Here is a 19409-nt window from a genome sequence, read left to right as displayed (position 1 = left end):
TCCAAAAGCATGTACGAGTTACGCCGCTCATCTTTCTTTCATCAGAATGTGATATGTCGGCGGCGGACGACTTCCGGGCAATCGTTATAACTGCTCTACCGTTGCAGGGATTAACGTCTTCTGATTGAAAACGAAGCGGATGCTCTTTAGCATTTTTCCTTCGGAGTATGTTTAGGAGGGGATTTCACTTGGAAAAAGTAGACATTTTCAAAGACATTGCTGAGCGAACCGGTGGAGACATTTATCTCGGAGTAGTCGGTGCAGTTCGCACAGGGAAATCAACATTCATCAAACGATTTATGGAAACCATTGTTTTACCTAACATTACTAGCGATGCAGACAGAGTAAGGGCGATTGATGAACTTCCGCAAAGTGCAGCTGGAAAAACAATAATGACTACTGAACCTAAATTTGTACCTAACAGTGCCGTACAGATTAAAGTAGCAGATGGCCTTGATGTTAATGTCCGTCTTGTGGATTGTGTAGGATATGCGGTAGAGGGAGCCAAAGGATATGAAGATGAAAACGGCCCTCGCATGATTTCTACACCATGGTTTGAAGAACCCATTCCTTTTCAGGAAGCAGCAGAGATTGGGACACGAAAGGTCATTCAGGAACATTCTACACTTGGTGTCGTGGTCACAACCGATGGCACGATTGCGGAGATTGCACGTGAATCCTATGTGGAATCCGAAGAAAGAGTCATCGCTGAACTGAAAGAAGTAGGTAAACCTTTTGTTCTCATCATAAACTCAACGAAGCCTAAGGGCGAAGAAGCCTTACAACTTCGTGCTGAACTTGCCGAAAAATATGATGTCCCTGTTATGACATTAAGTGCTGCAACGATGACAGAAGAGGATGTTACTGGTGTGCTTCGAGAAGTACTGTATGAATTCCCGGTTCACGAGGTGAATGTAAATTTACCAAGCTGGGTTATGGTACTGAATGAAAATCACTGGCTGCGTGCAAGTTATGAAAACTCCGTTCGGGATACAGTAAAGGATATTCGCAGACTAAGAGATGTGGATCACGTAGTATCTCAGTTTATGGAATATGAATTTATTGACCGGGCAGGACTCAGCGGAATGAATATGGGGCAAGGGGTTGCAGAGATCGATCTCTATGCGCCAGATGAGCTCTATGATCAGATTCTATATGAGGTAGTGGGAATTGAAATTAGAGGTAAGGATCACCTCTTGCAACTGATGCAGGACTTCTCCCACGCCAAAAAAGAGTACGACCGTTTCGCAGAAGCACTGGAGATGGTCAAAACAACGGGGTACGGAATTGCTGCTCCATCGCTTGCTGAGATGGCTTTGGATGAACCCGAACTTATCCGTCAAGGAACTAGATTTGGGGTTAGGCTGAAAGCAACAGCACCATCGATCCACATGATCCGTGTCGATGTAGAGTCTGAATTTGCACCGATCATTGGTACCGAGAAACAGAGTGAGGAATTAGTCCGATATCTCATGCAGGATTTCGAAAATGATCCAATTAAGGTTTGGGATTCAGATATGTTTGGTCGTTCCCTGCATTCTATTGTAAGGGAAGGAATTCAAGGTAAAATTGCCATGATGCCGGATAATGCAAGATATAAACTCCAAGAGACGCTCGGACGGATTATTAACGAAGGTTCGGGCGGACTGATAGCAATCATATTATAATTCATGGCCTGGCCCATAGATTTGCCACCAAAATAACCGTAGGGGTTTCTCCCTTTCGGTTATTTTGTGTATCTTCGTTCTCTGTCAAAATAGGGGAAATAATCAATTAGTCGTATGTCTTTTTATCAATTTTGTCCCGAGAACAGTGATTCTACTTGAAATTGTGTTCTGACTGTATTACTATAAACCTTGTTCCGCTTGAGGGATAGAGATTCACTTGAAGTAACAATATGAACCTAGTCTCATGCGGAGAAAGTATGAACCTATGAACAATATTACTTGGGAATAGGTATATCTTATGTATATTTTGTGAAGAAACGGGAACAAAGTATAACACTTAGATAATAATATCAGGAGGTGAATTGACTTGAATAAATCGGATCTGATCACACAAGTAGCTGAATCTACTGAACTTGCTAAGAAAGATGTAACGAAAGCGGTTGATGCCGTATTCGAAGCTATTTCTGAAGCATTGCAAAAAGGTGACAAAGTACAACTCGTTGGTTTTGGTAACTTTGAAGTACGCGAGCGTTCTGCACGTAAAGGACGTAACCCGCAAACAGGTGAGGAAATCGAAATTCCAGCGAGCAAAATTCCTGCTTTTAAACCAGGTAAAGCGCTCAAAGACGGAATCAAATAAGATTTCTACATACTTTTATGTAATCGAAAAGTCCGTGAATTCGTTCACGGCTTTTTTCTTTTTAGCAGGAAGGGGTGAAGTTCATGGAAGGTCCAATCAACAACGGGGATTATATCGTAATCAAGGCAAAAGAGAACGGTGTTCATGTCATTGGTTTGACACGAGGTCATGATACCCGGTTCCACCATACGGAGAAGCTTGATAAGGGTGAGGTTCTCATCGCACAATTTACAGATCATACCTCTGCTATTAAAATTCGCGGCAAAGCAGAAGTCATGACAAAACATGGTGTTATTGAATCAGATCAATAAAAAGAGCGGGAAATTAGAAACCGTCTTTTCATTTCAAAAGCAGGCATAGCCTGTTTTTTTCGTTGTACAATAGAGTATGGGCCTTCTGCTTGATGCTTACACTAAGAAGGACAGGAGGTCTATCTATTGAAGAAGCGAAGAATATTATCCCTTGTTCTCGTCATGTCTCTTGGAGCGGCAGTACTTTTGTCAACGTTTGTTACGGGACAAAGTAAAATGTGGGTAGCAGAAGAATCGAAAGAAGTGCTTTCGGCAAATGAACAATTAACACTAACGGATAAAAATTTGGTTGACGCTCTGCATGATCTTTCTTTGAATACACCGATCAGTAAAGTGAAATGGAGTAAAAATGTGCTGACCTTAGATCTCAAAGTGACAAGGAACTCCATCATACCTTCCGAAATTTATATAGATATTGCGAGTATCGCGTCCTTTTCGATGGAACGAACGAATAACGTAAATCAGCTTATGCTTCGCGTGCTTGCGGAAGATGAATGGGCAGGGAAGAGGCATTTACTTCTCTCTGCAGATATAAAACGCACGGAATGGGACAGAGAAACATGGATGAAATTAAGGGAATGGAAAAATTCGGTGTTACCTGACGAACTGATCCAAAGGTTCCATATGACAGAGACAAATCTATGGCGTGAGCAGTTTATTTCCTCTGAAAACGGTTATTGATGCCCTGTGCGGGTATAAGAAACATATGTTATAATAGATAAGATTGTGACGAAGATGATTGATTACTTTTGAATGAACGCTCGGAGGATTTATAATGATTTCATACCGCGTAGCAAATCTTGCAAAAAAATATACGGATTACGATATGATACAGCGGCATACGGAATTGCCGACGTTTCCTAATGGCCGTGTACAATTGCTTTACACGTTTTTGAACCAAGGGCAGAGATACTCAGTTGAGGACAGCGAACTCTTTTCCTTAGTTACAGCACTTGTACAGATGGGACTAGATACGCATGAAATGATTGATGTTCAGGAAGAAGATCTTGGAGAGCAGGATATGCGTTCTCGTCAGCTGAAAGTGCTCGGAGGCGATTTTTTTAGTTCGCGGTTTTATCAATTGCTGGCCCAGTCCGGTCATATATCGGTTATTGCTTCGCTCAGTGATGGGATCTGCCGATTAAATGAACGGAAGATGAGCCTTTATGACCGTATGAAGAAACACAAGGTTTCCTCTGAAGAATATGTACAAGAATCGGTACAGCTGAAGAAGCAGCTGTTTCTTTCTTTTCAAAACATGATTGCGGAGCAACAAGCAGGGCTTTATGACCAGTTTCTAACCTCAGTTAGTCTTCTGGATCTGCTTGTTGAAGAACGGGAAGCTGCAAGCGATGTGGAACGTTCAAAATCGAGATTTGCTTATTTACATGTTTATGAGAATGAAAGTTCAGATGTACGCTCTGCCTTGGCAAAAGGGAAGGTTACTCCTTCCGAATGGAATGAACTGATTAATAAGCATAAAACAATTGAAGTGCTGACGAAGAAGATAGACCAGTCCGTTCTTTCGGTTCAAGGTTTATTAGAGAGTCAAGTGCAAGATCATGTGCTTAGTGAAGAACTCAAGACCCTCATAGAACCCTATTTCATACATAGGGCAAGTGCATAAGTTTATGGTTTGATGAAAAGTGGATAAAGGTGGTATTTATACATGCAGCATGGGGGGGGCAAGCCGAAGGAACAGTACGTCCATTCGGTTTTTCAGAGTATTGCTGGTAAGTATGATGTAATGAACGACACGCTTAGCTTTAGAAGGCATAAGGCCTGGCGTAAATTCACAATGAAAAAAATGAATGTACAGCCTGGACAAACGGCACTAGATGTATGCTGTGGTACTTGTGACTGGACGCTCGCACTTGCAGAGGCAAGTGAAACGGGTCACATCGAAGGACTTGATTTTAGCAGCAATATGCTGGAAGTAGGTCAGCATAAAGTTGAAAAGCTTGGCCGCAAGCAGCAGATTACGCTCATTCAGGGAAATGCGATGAGTTTGCCTTATGAAGATAACAGCTTTGATTACGTAACGATCGGCTTTGGTCTTCGTAATGTGCCGGATATCAAACAAGTATTAAACGAAATGAAGCGGGTAGTAAAACCAGGAGGGAAGGTCGTCTGTCTGGAACTCTCTAAACCTACCTGGCAGCCGTTCAAAGGTTTGTATTATTTTTATTTTAGAAATATGCTTCCTTTCATTGCCAAGCTGTTAGCAAAGCGTTACGAACAGTACAAATGGTTACCTGACTCCCTTATGATGTTTCCTGGAAGAGCGGAACTCGAACAGATTTTCAAAGAGACCGGCTTACAAAACGTCACTTCCTTTGCCTTGACGGGCGGAATAGCAGCATTACATATCGGGACCAAGGAGAGTCAGCATGTTTAAGAAAATGGGTATATTTCTAGAAATGATTAAAATTGAGCATACGCTGTTTGCGTTGCCATTTGCATTTATGGGTGCTGTGCTGGGATCGACAGAAATAACGGGCCATTTACCAAGTTGGGCTCAGATTGGCTGGGTACTGCTCGCTATGATTGGTGCACGAAGCGCTGCCTTTGGACTCAACCGAATGATAGACCGCGTGATTGATGCCAAGAACCCTAGAACGGCTGGACGAGCCATTCCAGCAGGACTTCTCAAAATCAGTGAAGTTGTTGTTTTTGTAATTATCTCTTTTATTTTATTATTCTGGGCGGCATCACAGCTTAATCCGCTCTCGGTAAAACTTCTTCCAATTGCTGTATTCATGCTTGTTATTTATTCTTATACCAAACGATTTACCTGGGCTTGCCATATCGTATTAGGTTTAACGATTGCCCTCGCTCCGCTTGGCGGATGGGTCGCAGTGACAGGGGAAATTAACCTGAGCAGTCTTGTACTGTATGTTGCGGCTGCTTTTTGGACAGCTGGTTTTGATATTATTTATGCGTGCCAGGATATTGAATTTGATAGAGAAGAAGGCGTGTACTCCATTCCTTCGCGTTTTGGTATTGCTGGAGCATTGACTATTGCAAAAGTATTTCACCTCATTACTGCGGCTGGCTTTATTGCCTTACTCTTTATTACAGGCCTCAGCTGGATCTATGCAGTAGGAATTTTGATTTCTTGTGCGCTGCTTATTTATGAGCATTACATTGTGACGCCGAGTGATCTAAGTCGTTTACAGACGGCTTTCTTTACTCTGAACAGTGTAGTCAGCATCGTAATCTTTGTCTTTACTTTGATTGATGTGGTGGTGTTTTAACTTGACAGCAAACCGGTTGAAAAGACTTGCCGTTGGTATTACAGGGGCAAGCGGCAGTATATACGGAATACGACTGATTGAAACTTTACTTGATCAGGCCTATGAAGTACACCTTGTCGTATCAAATGCAGGCTGGCGTGTCATAAAAGAAGAACTAGGCTGGAACGTTACGGACCGGGAAGGGATTTTGAACGAGAAGTTCGGGAGCCGTCCCGGTTCTCTTGTTTATCATCCCGTAAACGACATCGGGGCTTCGATCGCAAGCGGGTCCTTTTTAATGGACGGGATGATTATCATGCCATGTTCCATGGGGACTTTATCAGCCATAGCTCATGGAGCCTCCGATAATCTGATGGCTCGGGCGGCAGATGTGATGATGAAAGAGGGACGTTCCTTAGTTTTGGTTCCGAGAGAGACGCCGCTTCATGCGATACATCTCGAAAATATGTTGAAGCTGTCACGCCTTGGAGTCAAAATGATTCCTGCGATGCCGGCCTTTTATTACCATCCCAAAACGATGGATGATTTAATTAATTTTCTTGTTGGTAAAGTACTTGATACTCTTCATATTGAGCATGATCTGTTTACGAGATGGGGGGAGACAACATGAATACTCATAGTAAAACCGTTCTCGGTAAGATTAGTTATACCAATGCTTGGCCTATCTTTCATTATTTCGATCCGAGGAAACTTACCCACCCGGTCGAGATGGTTACAGAAGTCCCCGCTGTACTGAATCAAAGAATACACGACGGTGCACTTGATCTGAGTGCAATGTCTTCTTTTGCTTATGGAATGGAATCAAAACGCCTGATGGTTTTACCAGATATATCAGTTAGTAGTAAGGGCGAAGTGAAATCAATTCTGCTTTTCAGTAAAAAGAAGATCGAAGATCTGGGGGGCGGAACAATCGCTCTGACGAATACGTCAGCTACTTCTGTGAATTTATTGAAAATACTAATGACAAAGTTCTATAAATTGAACCCAGCGTATATTACGCAAGAACCGGATCTGCCTTCTATGATGGAACATGCAGATGCAGCTCTATTGATCGGCGATTCTGCGATACAGGCATCTTGGACAAATCACGGCTATTATGTGTATGATCTGGGTGAGAGATGGCACGATTTCACAAACCAAAGTATGACTTTTGCGGTATGGGCTGTTTCATCCGATTATGCCAAATGTCATAGTGAAGTAATTCATGAGATCACAGATGCTTTTATATCAAGTAAAGAAAAGATTATGCAAGACCTTACTCCGGTTATAGATGAAGCGATACAAAAAAACGGAGGAACAAAATCTTATTGGTATGATTATTTTACGAATTTATGTTACGATTTTGGTGAAAATGAGTTGCAGGGACTGCAACTGTATTTCCGTTATGCACATGAGCTCGGTCTCATGGAGCATGAGGTCCGGCTGGATCTCTGGAATGAGAATAAGCTGATACGGGTGACGGAATGAAACTACTGGATATATTGACTGAACTTAAAAAAGATATGAAGTACATTGAGAAAGAATTGTATAAAAGTGTGGAAACGGATCAGAAGCTGCTCGCTGAGACTTCCTTACACTTGCTGAAAGCAGGCGGTAAAAGGCTGCGTCCCGTCTTTGTTTTGCTGGGCGGTAAATTTGGAACCTATGATATTGAAGTGCTGAAACATATCGCTGTTCCGTTAGAACTCATTCACTCTTCTTCTCTTGTTCATGATGATGTGATTGATAACGCGAAGACACGCCGCGGACAACTCACAGTGAAATCCAAATGGGATAACCGGATTGCTATGTACACAGGAGATTATATTTATGCCAGAGCAATGCTCATGATTACGGAACTCCCTAATCCGTTGATTCATCAGACCATGGCAAAAGCGATGGTTCAGATGACTATTGGTGAAATGGAACAAATCCGGGATTTCTTCAATACGGATCAGAGCATTCGGAATTACTTACTTCGTATCCGCCGGAAGACGGCTCTGCTGATTGCGATCAGTTGCCAGCTAGGAGCCGTGGCTGCGGGAGCTTCCAGTGACATTTGTAGACGCTTATACAGCTACGGATACAATGTGGGAATGGCTTTCCAAATTCAGGATGACCTGCTGGACCTTAGAGGAACAGAGAAGCAGCTTGGTAAACCGCCGGGAAGTGATATGCTTCAAGGCAATATTACAATCCCTGTCATTTATGCGTTACAGGATGAGGAGATTAGACCCGATTTGTTGCAGCTGATCGCTAACATTCGTGATCAGAATGATATGGGTAGCGTTCGTGCTGCGGTGGGTATGATTAAAGAGAGTGCGGGAATGACTAAAGCAGAGGAGCTTGCTGACCGATATATGAATAAAGCTCTTGATGCCTTGGATGGACTTCCTGACATCAAGACAAAGAAAAATTTGCGGGATATCGCTCATTTTGTCGTAAAACGTTCATATTAATCAGGCAGGAAGATGTTCTCACGAAGTCGAAAGCTTACGAAAGCAGCGCATTCATAACTAAGCCTGGAGGAGAATACACATGGAACGTACTTTTTTAATGGTGAAACCAGATGGCGTACAACGTGGACTCATTGGACGAATTGTTAGTCGGTTTGAGGATAAGGGGTTTAAACTGGTTGCAGGTAAATTCGTACAGATGACTGACGAGCAAGCAAAACGTCATTATGCGGAACATGAAGGTAAGCCTTTCTTTGATGAGCTCGTGTCTTTCATTACTTCTGGGCCGGTCTTTGCTATGGTATGGGAAGGCGAAGATGTAATTGAACTTGCTCGGGTGATCATGGGGAAAACCAAAGTGAAAGAGGCGCTCCCTGGAACGATTCGCGGAGATTTTGCAGCAGTTACTCCGCATAATCTGATTCATGGTGCTGATTCTCCTGAAAGTGCAGCTCGTGAGCTTGCTAACTTCTTTAATGAGGCTGAACTGGTATCTTACAGTAAAACGGTTGCTGCCTGGACATAAACGAGTGATCTTTCCGTAAGAAGGAAGGAATCAAATGTCATTGCTTGAAAAAGGCTCTGAACAGGATGACTATGTCCTGTTTATTCATAAGATCAAGGCAGCTACGGGAATTGATCTTGCCCAGTACAAAGAAACTCAAATGAAGCGGCGGTTGACTACCCTTAGGTTAAGACACGGGTATGATTCTTTTGCCGCTTTTTTTGAAGGGATGGAACAGAATAAAGCACTTTTTCTAGATTTTCTAGATCGAATGACGATTAATGTGTCTGAATTTTGGAGAAACCGGAATCGGTGGGAAGTACTGCAAAACACGTTGCTTCCTTCCCTTACTTCCCATCTTCCGCTTAAAGTATGGAGTGCCGCTTGTTCTACAGGAGAAGAGCCCTATACAATTGCTATGATCCTTGACATGGCTGGGTTGCTCTCAAACAGTAGAATTATGGCTACTGACATTGATGACGGTGCTTTGGCAAAGGCAAAGCAAGGTACATATTTGGAACGCTCTCTAAAAGAAGTTCCTGAGCAGGCAGTTAAAAAATACTTTATACCTGAAGGAATGCATTATAGAATCGATCCTAAACTTGCGGAAACTGTCCATTTTAGTAAACAAAACTTGCTGATGGACTCCTTTGAGGATGGATTTGATTTGATTGTGTGCCGAAATGTGATGATCTATTTTACAGAAGAAGCGAAGCACGTACTTTATCAAAAATTTGCGAATGCACTTCGTCCTGGCGGTATTTTATTTGTGGGAAGCACAGAACAAATTTTCTCACCGGGAGAGTACGGCCTTGAAGGAGCAGAGACTTTTTTCTATCGCAAAAAATAAATGCATAAAAAACAGCTGGAATGTCTCATACTGAAGCAATCAGATAGGATGGATAGATCTGGAGGCGAAAGTGATGGATAAGCGAGCAGTGATTACTGCCTACCGGCAGGGAACGATTAGCATTTTGGAATGTGCTCAGATTCTTGGACTCGATCCTTCTCAATTGAGACAGGTTCTTGGCAGCATAAAGCCCGATAGTAATCTACAGAACAGTATGAGATCCAAGCAGACCAGTCTGATGGGAAACAAGTAAACTTACGTAATAGAGAACACGCAGATTCGTCCATTTGAATCTGCGTGTTTTTTTATGAATGAGAACATTTCTTGTCAAAGATAACATGCTATACTATAATGATCAAAGATTAAAGATTTTAGCAGTTTAAAGCTTAACAGTATAAAGGGGGAACGTATTATGAGTCTTCGTTATTTAACCGCAGGGGAAACGCACGGACCCCAATTAACCGCAATCGTTGAAGGTCTTCCGAGCAATATGAAGGTGGATTTTGAGGAACTGAATTTCCAGCTCCATCGCCGTCAAAAGGGATATGGCCGAGGCCGTCGTATGCAAATTGAGAAAGATACCGCTGAATTTGTGGGTGGAATTCGTCACGGATATACAACCGGTGCACCAGTAGCGCTCGTTGTTGAAAATAAAGACTGGACACATTGGCGTAATATTATGAACATTGAACCGATCGAAGGCAATGATGAAGAGAAACGCCGGGTACATCGCCCGCGTCCAGGTCATGCAGATTTGAACGGCGGACTTAAATATAATTTGAAAGATCTCCGTAATGTACTAGAACGTTCTAGTGCCAGAGAAACAACGGTACGTGTTGCAGTGGGTGCGCTCGCACGTCAACTACTCTCCGAGTTTGGAATAGAGGTTGCCGGCAGAGTGCTTCGGATTGGGGAGATTGAAGCTCCTTATGAAGATTTGCCGCTAGAAGAACTGCGTGCTCGTACAGAAGCTTCATCGGTTCGCGTTACGGATGAAGCAACAGAGAAGAAGATGGAAGCTTATATTGATCAGATTAAGCAAGAAGGCGATTCAATCGGCGGGATCGTAGAATGTATTGTGGAAGGTGTACCTGTCGGTCTTGGAAGCTACGTTCAATATGACCGGAAGCTTGATGGACGTATTGCTCAAGGGGTTATGTCCATTAACGCATTTAAAGGTGTAGAGATTGGAATTGGATTTGATGCAGGCACGATTCCTGGTTCCCAGGTTCATGATGAAATTCTGTATACGGAAGAGAAAGGATACCACCGTGCTACGAATCGCCTTGGCGGCTTTGAAGGCGGGGTAACGAATGGTATGCCAATAAAAGTACGCGGCGTTATGAAGCCCATTCCGACGCTTTATAAACCGCTGCAAAGTGTAGACATTGATACAAAAGAGCCGTTTACCGCTCAGGTTGAACGTTCGGATGCTTGTGCTGTACCTGCTGCGAGTGTGGTAATGGAGCATGTAGTTGCTTTTGAAGTTGCTAAAGCATTCTTGGAGAAATTCGGCGGGGATTCTATAGAGGAGATCCGGGCCAACCTCGATAACTATAATGCACAATTGGAGCGTTACTAATGATGCGGGAGTTAAAGGTTGACCTCGGCGAACGATCGTATCCAATCTATATTGGCGGTGGACTTCTTGAAGAAGCAGGAGACTATATTCAGAAGCATGGAATCAGCATAAAAAGTTCTTTGCTTGTTATTACGGATGAGAAAGTTGCTCCTCATTATCTTGATACACTTCTCACTTCTCTAAAAACTGCAGGGTATACTGTAGCTTCTACTGTGGTACCAAGCGGTGAAACCTCGAAGTCACTAAAGGTTTATGAAGAGATGATGACAAGTGCAATTGAAGCGAAGCTGGATCGCAGCTCGGCTATTCTTGCGCTTGGAGGCGGAGTGGTTGGAGATTTAGCTGGATTTGTAGCTGCTACTTATATGCGAGGAATCAAATTTGTGCAAATCCCGACTACGATCCTCGCTCATGACAGCAGTGTGGGCGGAAAAGTAGCGATTAACCATCCACTTGCCAAAAATATGATCGGTGCTTTTCATCAACCAGAGCTTGTTTTATATGATGTAAACACGCTGCTCACACTACCGCGCCGCGAGATATCCGCCGGGCTTGCAGAGATGGTTAAGCACGGACTGATTAGGGATGCAGAATTTGCGCATTGGTGCGAGGAAAATGCAGATCAGTTATTAGCTCTTGATAAGGATACTTTAGCGTATGGACTACTCAAAGGTTGTGCGATCAAAGCAGAGATTGTTTCTCAAGATGAGCAAGAAAACGGAATTCGCGCCATCCTGAATCTAGGTCATACCATTGGTCACGCGATTGAAGCCATTGCTGGTTATGGGGAGTTCCTTCATGGAGAAGCCATCTCCATCGGAATGGTTGGATCCGCTAAACTTGGTGTCATGAGAGGAGCAGATGCTTCCCTATATGAAGACACAAAACGGATGCTTAAGGCAATTGGACTGCCGACTTCTCTCCCTGGGCATCTAAGTAGTGAAGATATTATGTCTGCGATGATGCATGACAAGAAATTCAGAGAAGGTCATATGGTCTTTATTATTCCAACAGCGATTGGTGAGGTTACGATTGCCAAAGATGTGCGGACCGAAGATGTTCGCCTGGTGCTTGAGGAACTGAAAAAGGAGGTGTAAGATCGGATGTACACAAGAGGAATTCGCGGTGCAACAACCGTTGCCAGCAATACAGAAGCAGATATTGTGAATGAAACGAGCAAACTTCTCAGAGAAATCGTCCAGAAGAATTCGCTCGATCCTGAGGCGATATGCAGCGTATGGATTACGCTGACGAAAGATCTGGATGCAGCATTTCCTGCCAAGTCCATTCGTGAATTACAGGGATGGGAGCTTGTTCCCCTCATGTGTTCCCAGGAGGTACCTGTCAAAGGATCACTTGAGAGATGTATTCGATTCATGATTCATGTGAATACAGACAAAACGCAAAAGGAAATGGCTCACGTATATCTGAATGGAGCTAAGGCTTTGCGGCCGGATTTAGCAGAATCATCGAATACATAGGTGAAAATGGCTTCTTGCCAAAACCTGTAGATGTAATGTATAGTGATTGTTAGCAGAGATGAGAAGAGTTTAGAGTTTAGATAAAACTTTAATTAAGTAGAGTATAGCAGAGCTGAGACGAGTTCCTATGATTTATGGCTTATGTGCGGTAGCGCATATGGGTAGCATAAAGAGTGAGGAACAACCCATTGATTCATACTTTAGTGTATGGACCAATAGGGAGAGATGAACATGGATTTTAACAATATCTTGTACATATGAATCACGGCATGGGCCATGTTTATAGAAATATGGATGCTGTGGAGAAGAGTTCATAGGCCCTTTGATTACGTAGGATTACGTATCTTAGGATAAGACTCTTTCTTTGTACATAGTTAAATAAACCTCCATGATCGGATCATGCTGTATACCTTAACTTTATTATTGTTTTTATAAACCTCTACGTTCTCGTAGAGGTTTTTTTGCGTAAGCATATCCTACTTCCATCCATCTACACTCTGCCTATCTCAATGAAAAAGGAGAGTTTTATGATGAATAGCGAAGCACAGCAAGTATTAAAATTAGCAACAGAATATAATCTCATTCCTGTGGTAAAGCGGATTTTGGCCGATATGGAGACACCTATTCGATTGTTTAGCCGATTTGCAAATGAGGAATATGCCTTTTTACTGGAAAGTGTGGAAGGAGGCAGCCAGTGGGCTAGATATTCTTTTATTGGCACAGCTCCTTTTTTATCGATAGCAGGGAAGAATGGTGTGTTAACACTCACACATAAAGGTGAGAAATCACAAATGAAAGCAAAACCGATTGAAGAATTGAAAGCACTGCTTAGACAATATCGCAGTCCAAAAATAAAAGATTTGCCTCCCTTTACTGGCGGAGCTATTGGATTCTTCGGATATGACTTGCTTCAATATTATGAAAAACTTCCGAAGCATCAGGTGGATGATCTTCAAATGGAAGATATTCAGTTTATGTTCTGTGATGAAATTATCGTCTTCGATCATGTGAAGCAGCAGATCCTGCTTGTTGGCAATGTACATGTGAATCCGGGAGATCTGGATCAAGATATTCTTGAAACTTATCAAAGAGTGACAGATCGGCTCGAACAGCTCGCAAGCCAGCTGGCGGAAGAAGGACCTGCGGAAAATGTAAATCGTCGATCAATTCCAGACTCTGTGGAGCTGGGGACGGTACACTCGAATTTGACAAAAGAAAAATTTATCGCAAATACGGAAAAGGCTAAGGAATATATTCGGGCGGGAGACATTTTCCAAGTCGTATTATCCCAGCGTTTTCATATCGAAACGGATGTATCGCCGCTTCAAGTATACCGTGTACTTCGAACACTTAATCCTTCCCCTTATATGTATTATCTGAAAATGGAGGAAGAAATCATCGTCGGCACTTCACCTGAACCGCTTGTAAAAGTGGATGGTGGTCGCGTGCAGACAAGACCTATTGCCGGAACTAGGCCACGAGGTAAGACAGAAGCACAGGATGCTGAATTTGCACAAGATTTACTTACGGATGAGAAAGAACGTTCAGAACATCTCATGTTAGTGGATCTTGGTCGGAACGATATTGGGAGAGTCAGTGAGTTTGGCAGCGTCAAGTGCGATTCCTATATGGAAATTGAGAAGTATTCGCATGTCATGCACATGGTATCCAATGTCTCCGGCACACTTCGAGAAGATCGTGATTTCTTTGATGCATTTCTGTCATGTCTGCCAGCAGGTACGGTATCGGGGGCTCCTAAACTGAGAGCAATGGAGATTATTGCTGAACTGGAACGTGAAGCGAGAGGGGCTTATGCAGGCGCAATCGGGTATCTCGGTTTTACAGGTAATATGGATACTTGCATCACGATCCGTACCATTATTTTTAAAGAAGGTAAAGCTTACGTGCAAGCAGGGGCAGGAATTGTATGGGACTCGGTACCGGAAAAAGAATATGAGGAAACTGTAAATAAGGCAAAAGCTCTGCTGACCGCTATTCGCTACGCAGAAGCAATGTTTCCTGCAGAGCCATCAGCTCCAGCGTATGCTAACCAAGACTATATTTGTATGTCATCAAATCATAAAGGATAAGGAGGAGGAGAAATCATGAATATGCTAAGCAGCGTAACTGCCATCCAGCAGGGTCTAAATAAGATATTAGGTGGAAATCATCTGTCGCAGGAAGAGGCAAGGCTTGTTATGTCCAGTATCATGAATGGGGAAGCGACATCCTCGCAAATTGGCGGATTGTTAACAGCACTTCGCATGAAGGGCGAAACGGTGGATGAGATTACAGGTTTTGCTCAGGCGATGCGAAGTTCTGCTAATAAGATGATAACGGACCAAGAAAATTTACTGGATACTTGCGGTACCGGAGGCTCTGGTATTAGTAAGTTTAATATTTCCACAGCTTCAGCAATCATTGCCTCCTCCGTATCGGTACGGGTAGCTAAACACGGTAATCGTTCCGCAAGCAGTAAAGCTGGAAGCGCGGATGTTCTCGAAGCATTAGGCGTAAATATTCACCTGAATAACACTCAAGCTAAGGCTTGTTTAGATGAAATCAATATTTGTTTCTTATTTGCTCAGCTGTATCATCCTTCGATGAAGTATGCTGCAGCACCGCGTAAAGAACTCGGTTTTCGTACCGTATTTAATATGCTTGGTCCGCTTACCAATCCAGCTGGAGCAGATCGGCAGGTATTAGGACTATATGATATCAACAAGACAGAGATTATTGCTGAGGTACTAGGAAGACTTGGTCTCAAAAGAGCACTCGTAGTAGCAAGTTATGACGGTCTTGATGAGATCAGTATTTCAGACAAAACAAAGGTTTCAGAACTTAAGGATGGAATAGTTCATACGTATGATATTCATCCTAGCGACCTTGGCCTGCGTGTACATCCGCTGACGAGTGTGCTTGGCGGCAATGCGGCTGAAAATGCGGAGATTATAAAAAGTGTATTATCGGGTGAAATGAGCCCTTATCGTGATATCGTACTTGCGAACAGCGGTGCTTCAATCTATGTAACCGGCCTTGCGGGAAGTTTGGCTGAAGGTGTTCATATGGCGAAGGGGGCTATTGATTCGGGCAAAGCCTATGCAAAGCTTACACAACTTATTCAGAAAACGGGGGAATATGACCATGAGTACGTATCTTGAACGCATTGTAGCCACCAAAATAGAAGAAGTAGCAAAGCTTAAGCAAAGCTTTGATCTTACTGCAGCCGAAAGAAAGATTGCACAAATGCCTAATACGAAAGGGTTTGAGCAGGCATTATCAAGAGTTCATCCTCGCGGAATGGGACTTATTGCAGAAGTAAAGAAAGCATCCCCTTCAAAAGGATTAATTCGCCCTGATTTTGATCCCGTACAAATTGCCAAAGCCTATGAAGAGGCAGGAACGGATTGTATATCCGTTTTGACAGACGAATTATATTTTCAGGGCCAGGCTGCCTATTTAACGGAGATTAGAAATGCGGTGAACGTTCCCTTACTTCGTAAAGATTTTATTATTAGTGAGCTTCAGATTGCGGAGGCACGCTTAATCGGTGCTGATGCAGTCTTACTTATTGCCAGCATACTGACACAAGAACAGATGGGAGCCTATCATCAGTACGCTAAGGACCTTGGTCTTGATGTTCTGGTTGAAGTGCATGATGAGCACGAACTTACACAGGTGCTTGATCTGAATGCTGCCACCCTTATTGGAATTAATAATCGGAATCTGAAAAGCTTTGAAACGGATCTGAATACAACTGCACTTCTATCACAGCGGGTTCCTGCCGGCATCACCTTAATTAGTGAAAGCGGGATAAGAACAAAGGCGGATGTTGAGTTTTTAAAAACAACAGGGGCAAAAGGAATTTTAGTCGGAGAACAGTTTATGCGTAACGAAAATGTGGGTGAAGCCGTGCTTGAGATGATGGGAACGGGGAACTAAATGATGTCTATTTCTAAAGTGAAGGAGAAGCCGCTTGTAAAAATATGTGGACTTCAGGACGTTGAAGTGCTAAAATCTATGAAACACTTAACTGTCGATTTTATTGGATTCGTTTTTGCAAGATCAAAGCGTCAGGTGACTGCAGCACAAGCAGCAGATCTAGTGAAAGTATTGTCAGAATGGCAAGTGCGTCCATTACCCAGATCTGTTGGGGTATTCGTAAATCCCTCAGTAGAGGAGATTGAAGAAGTTCTTCGTCAAGTATCGCTGGATGTAATTCAGCTGCATGGTGATGAATCTCCAGCATTATGCCGAGAACTAAGAGCTAAGTTTGGTGTGAATGTATTCAAAGTGTTCTCTTTGAATAACGATCCTAACCAGGCGGCTGAAGATATAGATCTAAGTCTCGCTCCCTATGAAGGAGTAATAGATGCCGTTCTTATAGATACTTTTGATCCTGTATACGGAGGCGGTTCTGGCCGTACTTTTTGCTGGGAACGCAGCATTCCCTATCAGCTATGGGCAAGGAAAATGCAAATTCCGCTCTTTATAGCGGGAGGGTTAGAACCTGATAACGTACATGAACTTGTGAATGGGTATGCACCGGGTGGTGTTGATGTATCCAGCGGTGTAGAGACAAATGGAATCAAAGACTTGAGTAAAATGACAGCTTTTGTGGAAAGGGTGAAGAAGGCATGACACTGGTACCGGATGTATACGGTCGTTTTGGACCTTTTGGAGGACGTTATGTACCTGAGACATTAATGAATGCACTGATTGAACTGGAAGAGGAATTTAAACGTTTTTCCGAAGATGATGAATTTAATGAGGAACTCCGTTATTTGTTAAAACAATATTCAGGCAGAGAAACACCTCTCTATTACGCTGAACGCCTTAGTCATCAGTTGGGCGGTCCAAAAATTTATTTGAAGCGAGAAGATTTGAATCACACAGGCGCTCATAAAATTAATAATGCGCTCGCTCAGGGGCTTCTTGCAAAACGAATGGGCAAAAAGAAGGTCATCGCAGAGACAGGAGCTGGACAGCACGGAGTAGCTACTGCTACCGTTGCAGCGCTGCTAGGTCTGGAGTGTAAAGTATTTATGGGTGAAGAAGATACAAAACGGCAGCAGCTGAATGTGTTCCGTATGAACTTACTCGGAGCGGAAGTCATTCCGGTTACGTCAGGTTCTCGCACGCTGAAAGATGCGGGCAACGAGGCCTTAAGATACTGGGTGAGTAACGTGGAAGATACGTTCTATATATTAGGTTCTGCAGTCGGACCTCACCCATATCCGCTCATGGTCCGTAACTTTCAGCGTGTGATTGGTGATGAGACCCGTCGTCAAATCTTGGATACCGAAGGCAGACTTCCGGATGTAGTGGTTGCACCTGTTGGCGGCGGAAGTAATGCGATCGGTATGTTTTATCCTTTTATTGAAGATGAAGAGGTGCAGCTAATTGGCTGTGAGGCTGCTGGCAAAGGGGTAGATACAGAATTTCATGCCGCAACGATGAGCAAGGGGACCCAAGGGGTGTTCCAGGGCTCAATGAGTTATCTACTTCAAGATGAATATGGGCAAGTCCAAGAGGCTCACTCAATTTCGGCTGGACTAGATTATCCGGGCGTTGGTCCAGAACATTCTTATTTGAAGGATATCAAACGTGCACAGTATGTGCCTATAACAGATCAAGAAGCGCTTGATGCTTTGCAGCTATTAAGCATAATTGAAGGGATTATTCCTGCACTTGAATCTGCACATGCGGTTGCAGAAGTAGTGAAACTAGCACCAACCATGAAGAAAGATCAGATCATTGTCATCTGTCTATCAGGCAGAGGAGACAAAGATGTGGAATCGATTATGAAATATACGGGAGGTGGACTCGCATGAGTATCCGATTAAACCGGATGGATGAGGCCTTCCAAACGCTGCAGATGAGCGGCAAAACAGCACTTATTCCTTTTATAACCGTGGGAGATCCAGATCTGAGCACGACTGTTGAGGTCATTATTGAACTCGAGAAGGCAGGAGCTGATGTGATTGAACTAGGGGTTCCCTATTCTGACCCGCTTGCAGATGGACCTGTTATTCAGCGTGCTTCTGAACGAGCACTAAAACAGCAGGTTACGATTCGTACCTGTTTGGAGACAGCTAAACGTGCACGTGAGGCGGGAGTGAGGCTGCCATTTGTACTCTTTACATATTACAATCCCGTGCTTCAGACAGGTCTGGAATCTTTCTTTGACTTGCTAGTAGAGCATGATATTAGCGGTATGATTATTCCGGATCTTCCCATTGAAGAATCTGCACAGATTCGTGAGTATGCGGATCGTGCTAATATTCACCTTATACCCCTAGTTGCGCCGACATCAAAGGAAAGAATAAAGAAAATTGTCTCCAGCGCTAGAGGATTTATTTACTGTGTATCATCACTAGGTGTAACAGGAGAGAGAGCTGCGTTCCACCAGAAAGTAGATGAATTTATTACAACAGTAAAATCATATACAACGCTTCCCGTTGCTGTTGGCTTTGGAATATCCAGCCGTGAACAGGTAGAGCATTTTTCTGAAATTTGTGATGGAGTTATCGTAGGCAGTGCCATTGTGAGAGAGATCGAAAATACGATTCCTTTGTTATCAAATCCAGATACGAAGGAAAAAGGACTTTTGCAAATACGCCAGTTTGTGGCACAATTAAAAGTATAATTTTGGATATTTTTTTATTATCCACGAGGGAG

Annotated in this window: 22 protein-coding genes; all 22 read left to right on the top strand. The window is 43.2% G+C overall.

Annotated features, from left to right (window positions below; genetic code table 11):
• The first annotated feature begins 188 nt into the window (after nucleotides 1–188).
• The 22 genes from spoIVA (at nucleotide 189) to trpA (ending at nucleotide 19377) form a co-directional block, all read left to right on the top strand.
• Entirely contained in the window at nucleotides 189–1667 is a 1479-nt protein-coding gene (gene spoIVA / locus GQY27_RS08580) for a stage IV sporulation protein A (RefSeq protein WP_160033285.1), read from the top strand.
• Nucleotides 1668–2034: 367 nt separating this feature from the next.
• Nucleotides 2035–2307, top strand: coding sequence for a non-specific DNA-binding protein Hbs (gene hbs / locus GQY27_RS08575; protein WP_160033283.1), 273 nt, complete (start codon nucleotides 2035–2037; stop codon nucleotides 2305–2307).
• 83 nt (nucleotides 2308–2390) lie between these two features.
• A complete protein-coding gene (mtrB, locus tag GQY27_RS08570) occupies nucleotides 2391–2618 on the top strand; it encodes a trp RNA-binding attenuation protein MtrB (protein WP_160033281.1) in 228 nt (75 codons plus the stop codon).
• A gap of 126 nt (nucleotides 2619–2744) precedes the next feature.
• A complete protein-coding gene (locus GQY27_RS08565; protein ID WP_160033279.1) occupies nucleotides 2745–3299 on the top strand; it encodes a hypothetical protein in 555 nt (184 codons plus the stop codon).
• A 94-nt stretch (nucleotides 3300–3393) separates the two neighbouring features.
• Complete coding sequence (locus tag GQY27_RS08560) at nucleotides 3394–4245, top strand: heptaprenyl diphosphate synthase component 1 (RefSeq protein ID WP_160033277.1); 852 nt, start codon at nucleotides 3394–3396, stop codon at nucleotides 4243–4245.
• A gap of 42 nt (nucleotides 4246–4287) precedes the next feature.
• Nucleotides 4288–5016 carry a demethylmenaquinone methyltransferase gene (locus tag GQY27_RS08555; protein WP_160033275.1) on the top strand — a complete coding sequence of 243 codons (729 nt, stop codon included), beginning with the start codon at nucleotides 4288–4290 and terminating at the stop codon, nucleotides 5014–5016.
• Complete coding sequence (locus tag GQY27_RS08550; protein WP_160033273.1) at nucleotides 5009–5875, top strand: UbiA-like polyprenyltransferase; 867 nt, start codon at nucleotides 5009–5011, stop codon at nucleotides 5873–5875. Before GQY27_RS08555 ends, GQY27_RS08550 begins: the two co-directional genes overlap by 8 nt.
• Before the next feature lies 1 nt (nucleotide 5876).
• Entirely contained in the window at nucleotides 5877–6485 is a 609-nt protein-coding gene (locus GQY27_RS08545) for a UbiX family flavin prenyltransferase (protein WP_236570537.1), read from the top strand.
• Nucleotides 6482–7342, top strand: coding sequence for a menaquinone biosynthetic enzyme MqnA/MqnD family protein (locus tag GQY27_RS08540; protein ID WP_160033271.1), 861 nt, complete (start codon nucleotides 6482–6484; stop codon nucleotides 7340–7342). The genes GQY27_RS08545 and GQY27_RS08540 overlap by 4 nt, the downstream gene beginning before the upstream one ends.
• On the top strand, nucleotides 7339–8313 hold the full coding sequence (locus GQY27_RS08535; protein ID WP_160033269.1) for a polyprenyl synthetase family protein: 975 nt from the start codon (nucleotides 7339–7341) through the stop codon (nucleotides 8311–8313). The genes GQY27_RS08540 and GQY27_RS08535 overlap by 4 nt, the downstream gene beginning before the upstream one ends.
• A 79-nt stretch (nucleotides 8314–8392) precedes the next feature.
• A complete protein-coding gene (ndk, locus tag GQY27_RS08530) occupies nucleotides 8393–8836 on the top strand; it encodes a nucleoside-diphosphate kinase (RefSeq protein WP_160033267.1) in 444 nt (147 codons plus the stop codon).
• 34 nt (nucleotides 8837–8870) lie between these two features.
• Complete coding sequence (locus GQY27_RS08525; protein ID WP_160033265.1) at nucleotides 8871–9665, top strand: CheR family methyltransferase; 795 nt, start codon at nucleotides 8871–8873, stop codon at nucleotides 9663–9665.
• A 73-nt stretch (nucleotides 9666–9738) separates the two neighbouring features.
• The gene (locus tag GQY27_RS08520; RefSeq protein ID WP_160033263.1) at nucleotides 9739–9918 is read left to right on the top strand and encodes a hypothetical protein; all 180 of its coding nucleotides are present in this window, start codon (nucleotides 9739–9741) and stop codon (nucleotides 9916–9918) included.
• Nucleotides 9919–10077: 159 nt separating this feature from the next.
• Nucleotides 10078–11247: a chorismate synthase gene (gene aroC / locus GQY27_RS08515; protein ID WP_160033261.1), complete on the top strand. Its 1170-nt coding sequence runs from the start codon at nucleotides 10078–10080 to the stop codon at nucleotides 11245–11247.
• Between the two features lie 2 nt (nucleotides 11248–11249).
• Nucleotides 11250–12344, top strand: a complete 1095-nt coding sequence (gene aroB / locus GQY27_RS08510; RefSeq protein ID WP_160033662.1) for a 3-dehydroquinate synthase — start codon at nucleotides 11250–11252, stop codon at nucleotides 12342–12344.
• Nucleotides 12345–12350: 6 nt separating this feature from the next.
• Nucleotides 12351–12728 (top strand): chorismate mutase, encoded by a 378-nt coding sequence (aroH, locus tag GQY27_RS08505; RefSeq protein ID WP_160033259.1) that lies wholly within the window; start codon nucleotides 12351–12353, stop codon nucleotides 12726–12728.
• Between the two features lie 527 nt (nucleotides 12729–13255).
• On the top strand, nucleotides 13256–14818 hold the full coding sequence (trpE, locus tag GQY27_RS08500; RefSeq protein WP_160033257.1) for an anthranilate synthase component I: 1563 nt from the start codon (nucleotides 13256–13258) through the stop codon (nucleotides 14816–14818).
• Between the two features lie 21 nt (nucleotides 14819–14839).
• Nucleotides 14840–15889 (top strand): anthranilate phosphoribosyltransferase, encoded by a 1050-nt coding sequence (gene trpD, locus GQY27_RS08495; protein WP_160033660.1) that lies wholly within the window; start codon nucleotides 14840–14842, stop codon nucleotides 15887–15889.
• Complete coding sequence (gene trpC / locus GQY27_RS08490; protein WP_160033255.1) at nucleotides 15873–16670, top strand: indole-3-glycerol phosphate synthase TrpC; 798 nt, start codon at nucleotides 15873–15875, stop codon at nucleotides 16668–16670. Before trpD ends, trpC begins: the two co-directional genes overlap by 17 nt.
• Entirely contained in the window at nucleotides 16671–17369 is a 699-nt protein-coding gene (locus GQY27_RS08485) for a phosphoribosylanthranilate isomerase (RefSeq protein WP_236570536.1), read from the top strand.
• Complete coding sequence (gene trpB, locus GQY27_RS08480) at nucleotides 17366–18562, top strand: tryptophan synthase subunit beta (RefSeq protein ID WP_160033253.1); 1197 nt, start codon at nucleotides 17366–17368, stop codon at nucleotides 18560–18562. The genes GQY27_RS08485 and trpB overlap by 4 nt, the downstream gene beginning before the upstream one ends.
• Nucleotides 18559–19377, top strand: coding sequence for a tryptophan synthase subunit alpha (gene trpA, locus GQY27_RS08475; protein WP_160033251.1), 819 nt, complete (start codon nucleotides 18559–18561; stop codon nucleotides 19375–19377). Before trpB ends, trpA begins: the two co-directional genes overlap by 4 nt.
• The last annotated feature ends 32 nt before the right edge of the window (nucleotides 19378–19409 follow it).

Origin of the sequence: Paenibacillus sp. An7, from assembly GCF_009870785.1 — a bacterium.
Taxonomy (GTDB): Bacteria; Bacillota; Bacilli; order Paenibacillales; family Paenibacillaceae; genus Paenibacillus.
This window is presented reverse-complemented; position numbering and strand designations above follow the sequence as displayed.

Bases quoted from the DNA above. Each gene is read 5' to 3' on its own strand.
- mtrB (WP_160033281.1), top strand. From the start codon at position 2,391: ATGGAAGGTCCAATCAACAACGGGGATTATATCGTAATCAAGGCAAAA.
- GQY27_RS08560 (WP_160033277.1), top strand. From the start codon at position 3,394: ATGATTTCATACCGCGTAGCAAATCTTGCAAAAAAATATACGGATTAC.
- GQY27_RS08555 (WP_160033275.1), top strand. From the start codon at position 4,288: ATGCAGCATGGGGGGGGCAAGCCGAAGGAACAGTACGTCCATTCGGTT.
- GQY27_RS08550 (WP_160033273.1), top strand. From the start codon at position 5,009: ATGTTTAAGAAAATGGGTATATTTCTAGAAATGATTAAAATTGAGCAT.
- GQY27_RS08540 (WP_160033271.1), top strand. From the start codon at position 6,482: ATGAATACTCATAGTAAAACCGTTCTCGGTAAGATTAGTTATACCAAT.
- GQY27_RS08535 (WP_160033269.1), top strand. From the start codon at position 7,339: ATGAAACTACTGGATATATTGACTGAACTTAAAAAAGATATGAAGTAC.
- ndk (WP_160033267.1), top strand. From the start codon at position 8,393: ATGGAACGTACTTTTTTAATGGTGAAACCAGATGGCGTACAACGTGGA.
- GQY27_RS08525 (WP_160033265.1), top strand. From the start codon at position 8,871: ATGTCATTGCTTGAAAAAGGCTCTGAACAGGATGACTATGTCCTGTTT.
- GQY27_RS08520 (WP_160033263.1), top strand. From the start codon at position 9,739: ATGGATAAGCGAGCAGTGATTACTGCCTACCGGCAGGGAACGATTAGC.
- aroC (WP_160033261.1), top strand. From the start codon at position 10,078: ATGAGTCTTCGTTATTTAACCGCAGGGGAAACGCACGGACCCCAATTA.
- aroB (WP_160033662.1), top strand. From the start codon at position 11,250: ATGCGGGAGTTAAAGGTTGACCTCGGCGAACGATCGTATCCAATCTAT.
- aroH (WP_160033259.1), top strand. From the start codon at position 12,351: ATGTACACAAGAGGAATTCGCGGTGCAACAACCGTTGCCAGCAATACA.
- trpE (WP_160033257.1), top strand. From the start codon at position 13,256: ATGATGAATAGCGAAGCACAGCAAGTATTAAAATTAGCAACAGAATAT.
- trpD (WP_160033660.1), top strand. From the start codon at position 14,840: ATGCTAAGCAGCGTAACTGCCATCCAGCAGGGTCTAAATAAGATATTA.
- trpC (WP_160033255.1), top strand. From the start codon at position 15,873: ATGAGTACGTATCTTGAACGCATTGTAGCCACCAAAATAGAAGAAGTA.
- GQY27_RS08485 (WP_236570536.1), top strand. From the start codon at position 16,671: ATGATGTCTATTTCTAAAGTGAAGGAGAAGCCGCTTGTAAAAATATGT.
- trpB (WP_160033253.1), top strand. From the start codon at position 17,366: ATGACACTGGTACCGGATGTATACGGTCGTTTTGGACCTTTTGGAGGA.
- trpA (WP_160033251.1), top strand. From the start codon at position 18,559: ATGAGTATCCGATTAAACCGGATGGATGAGGCCTTCCAAACGCTGCAG.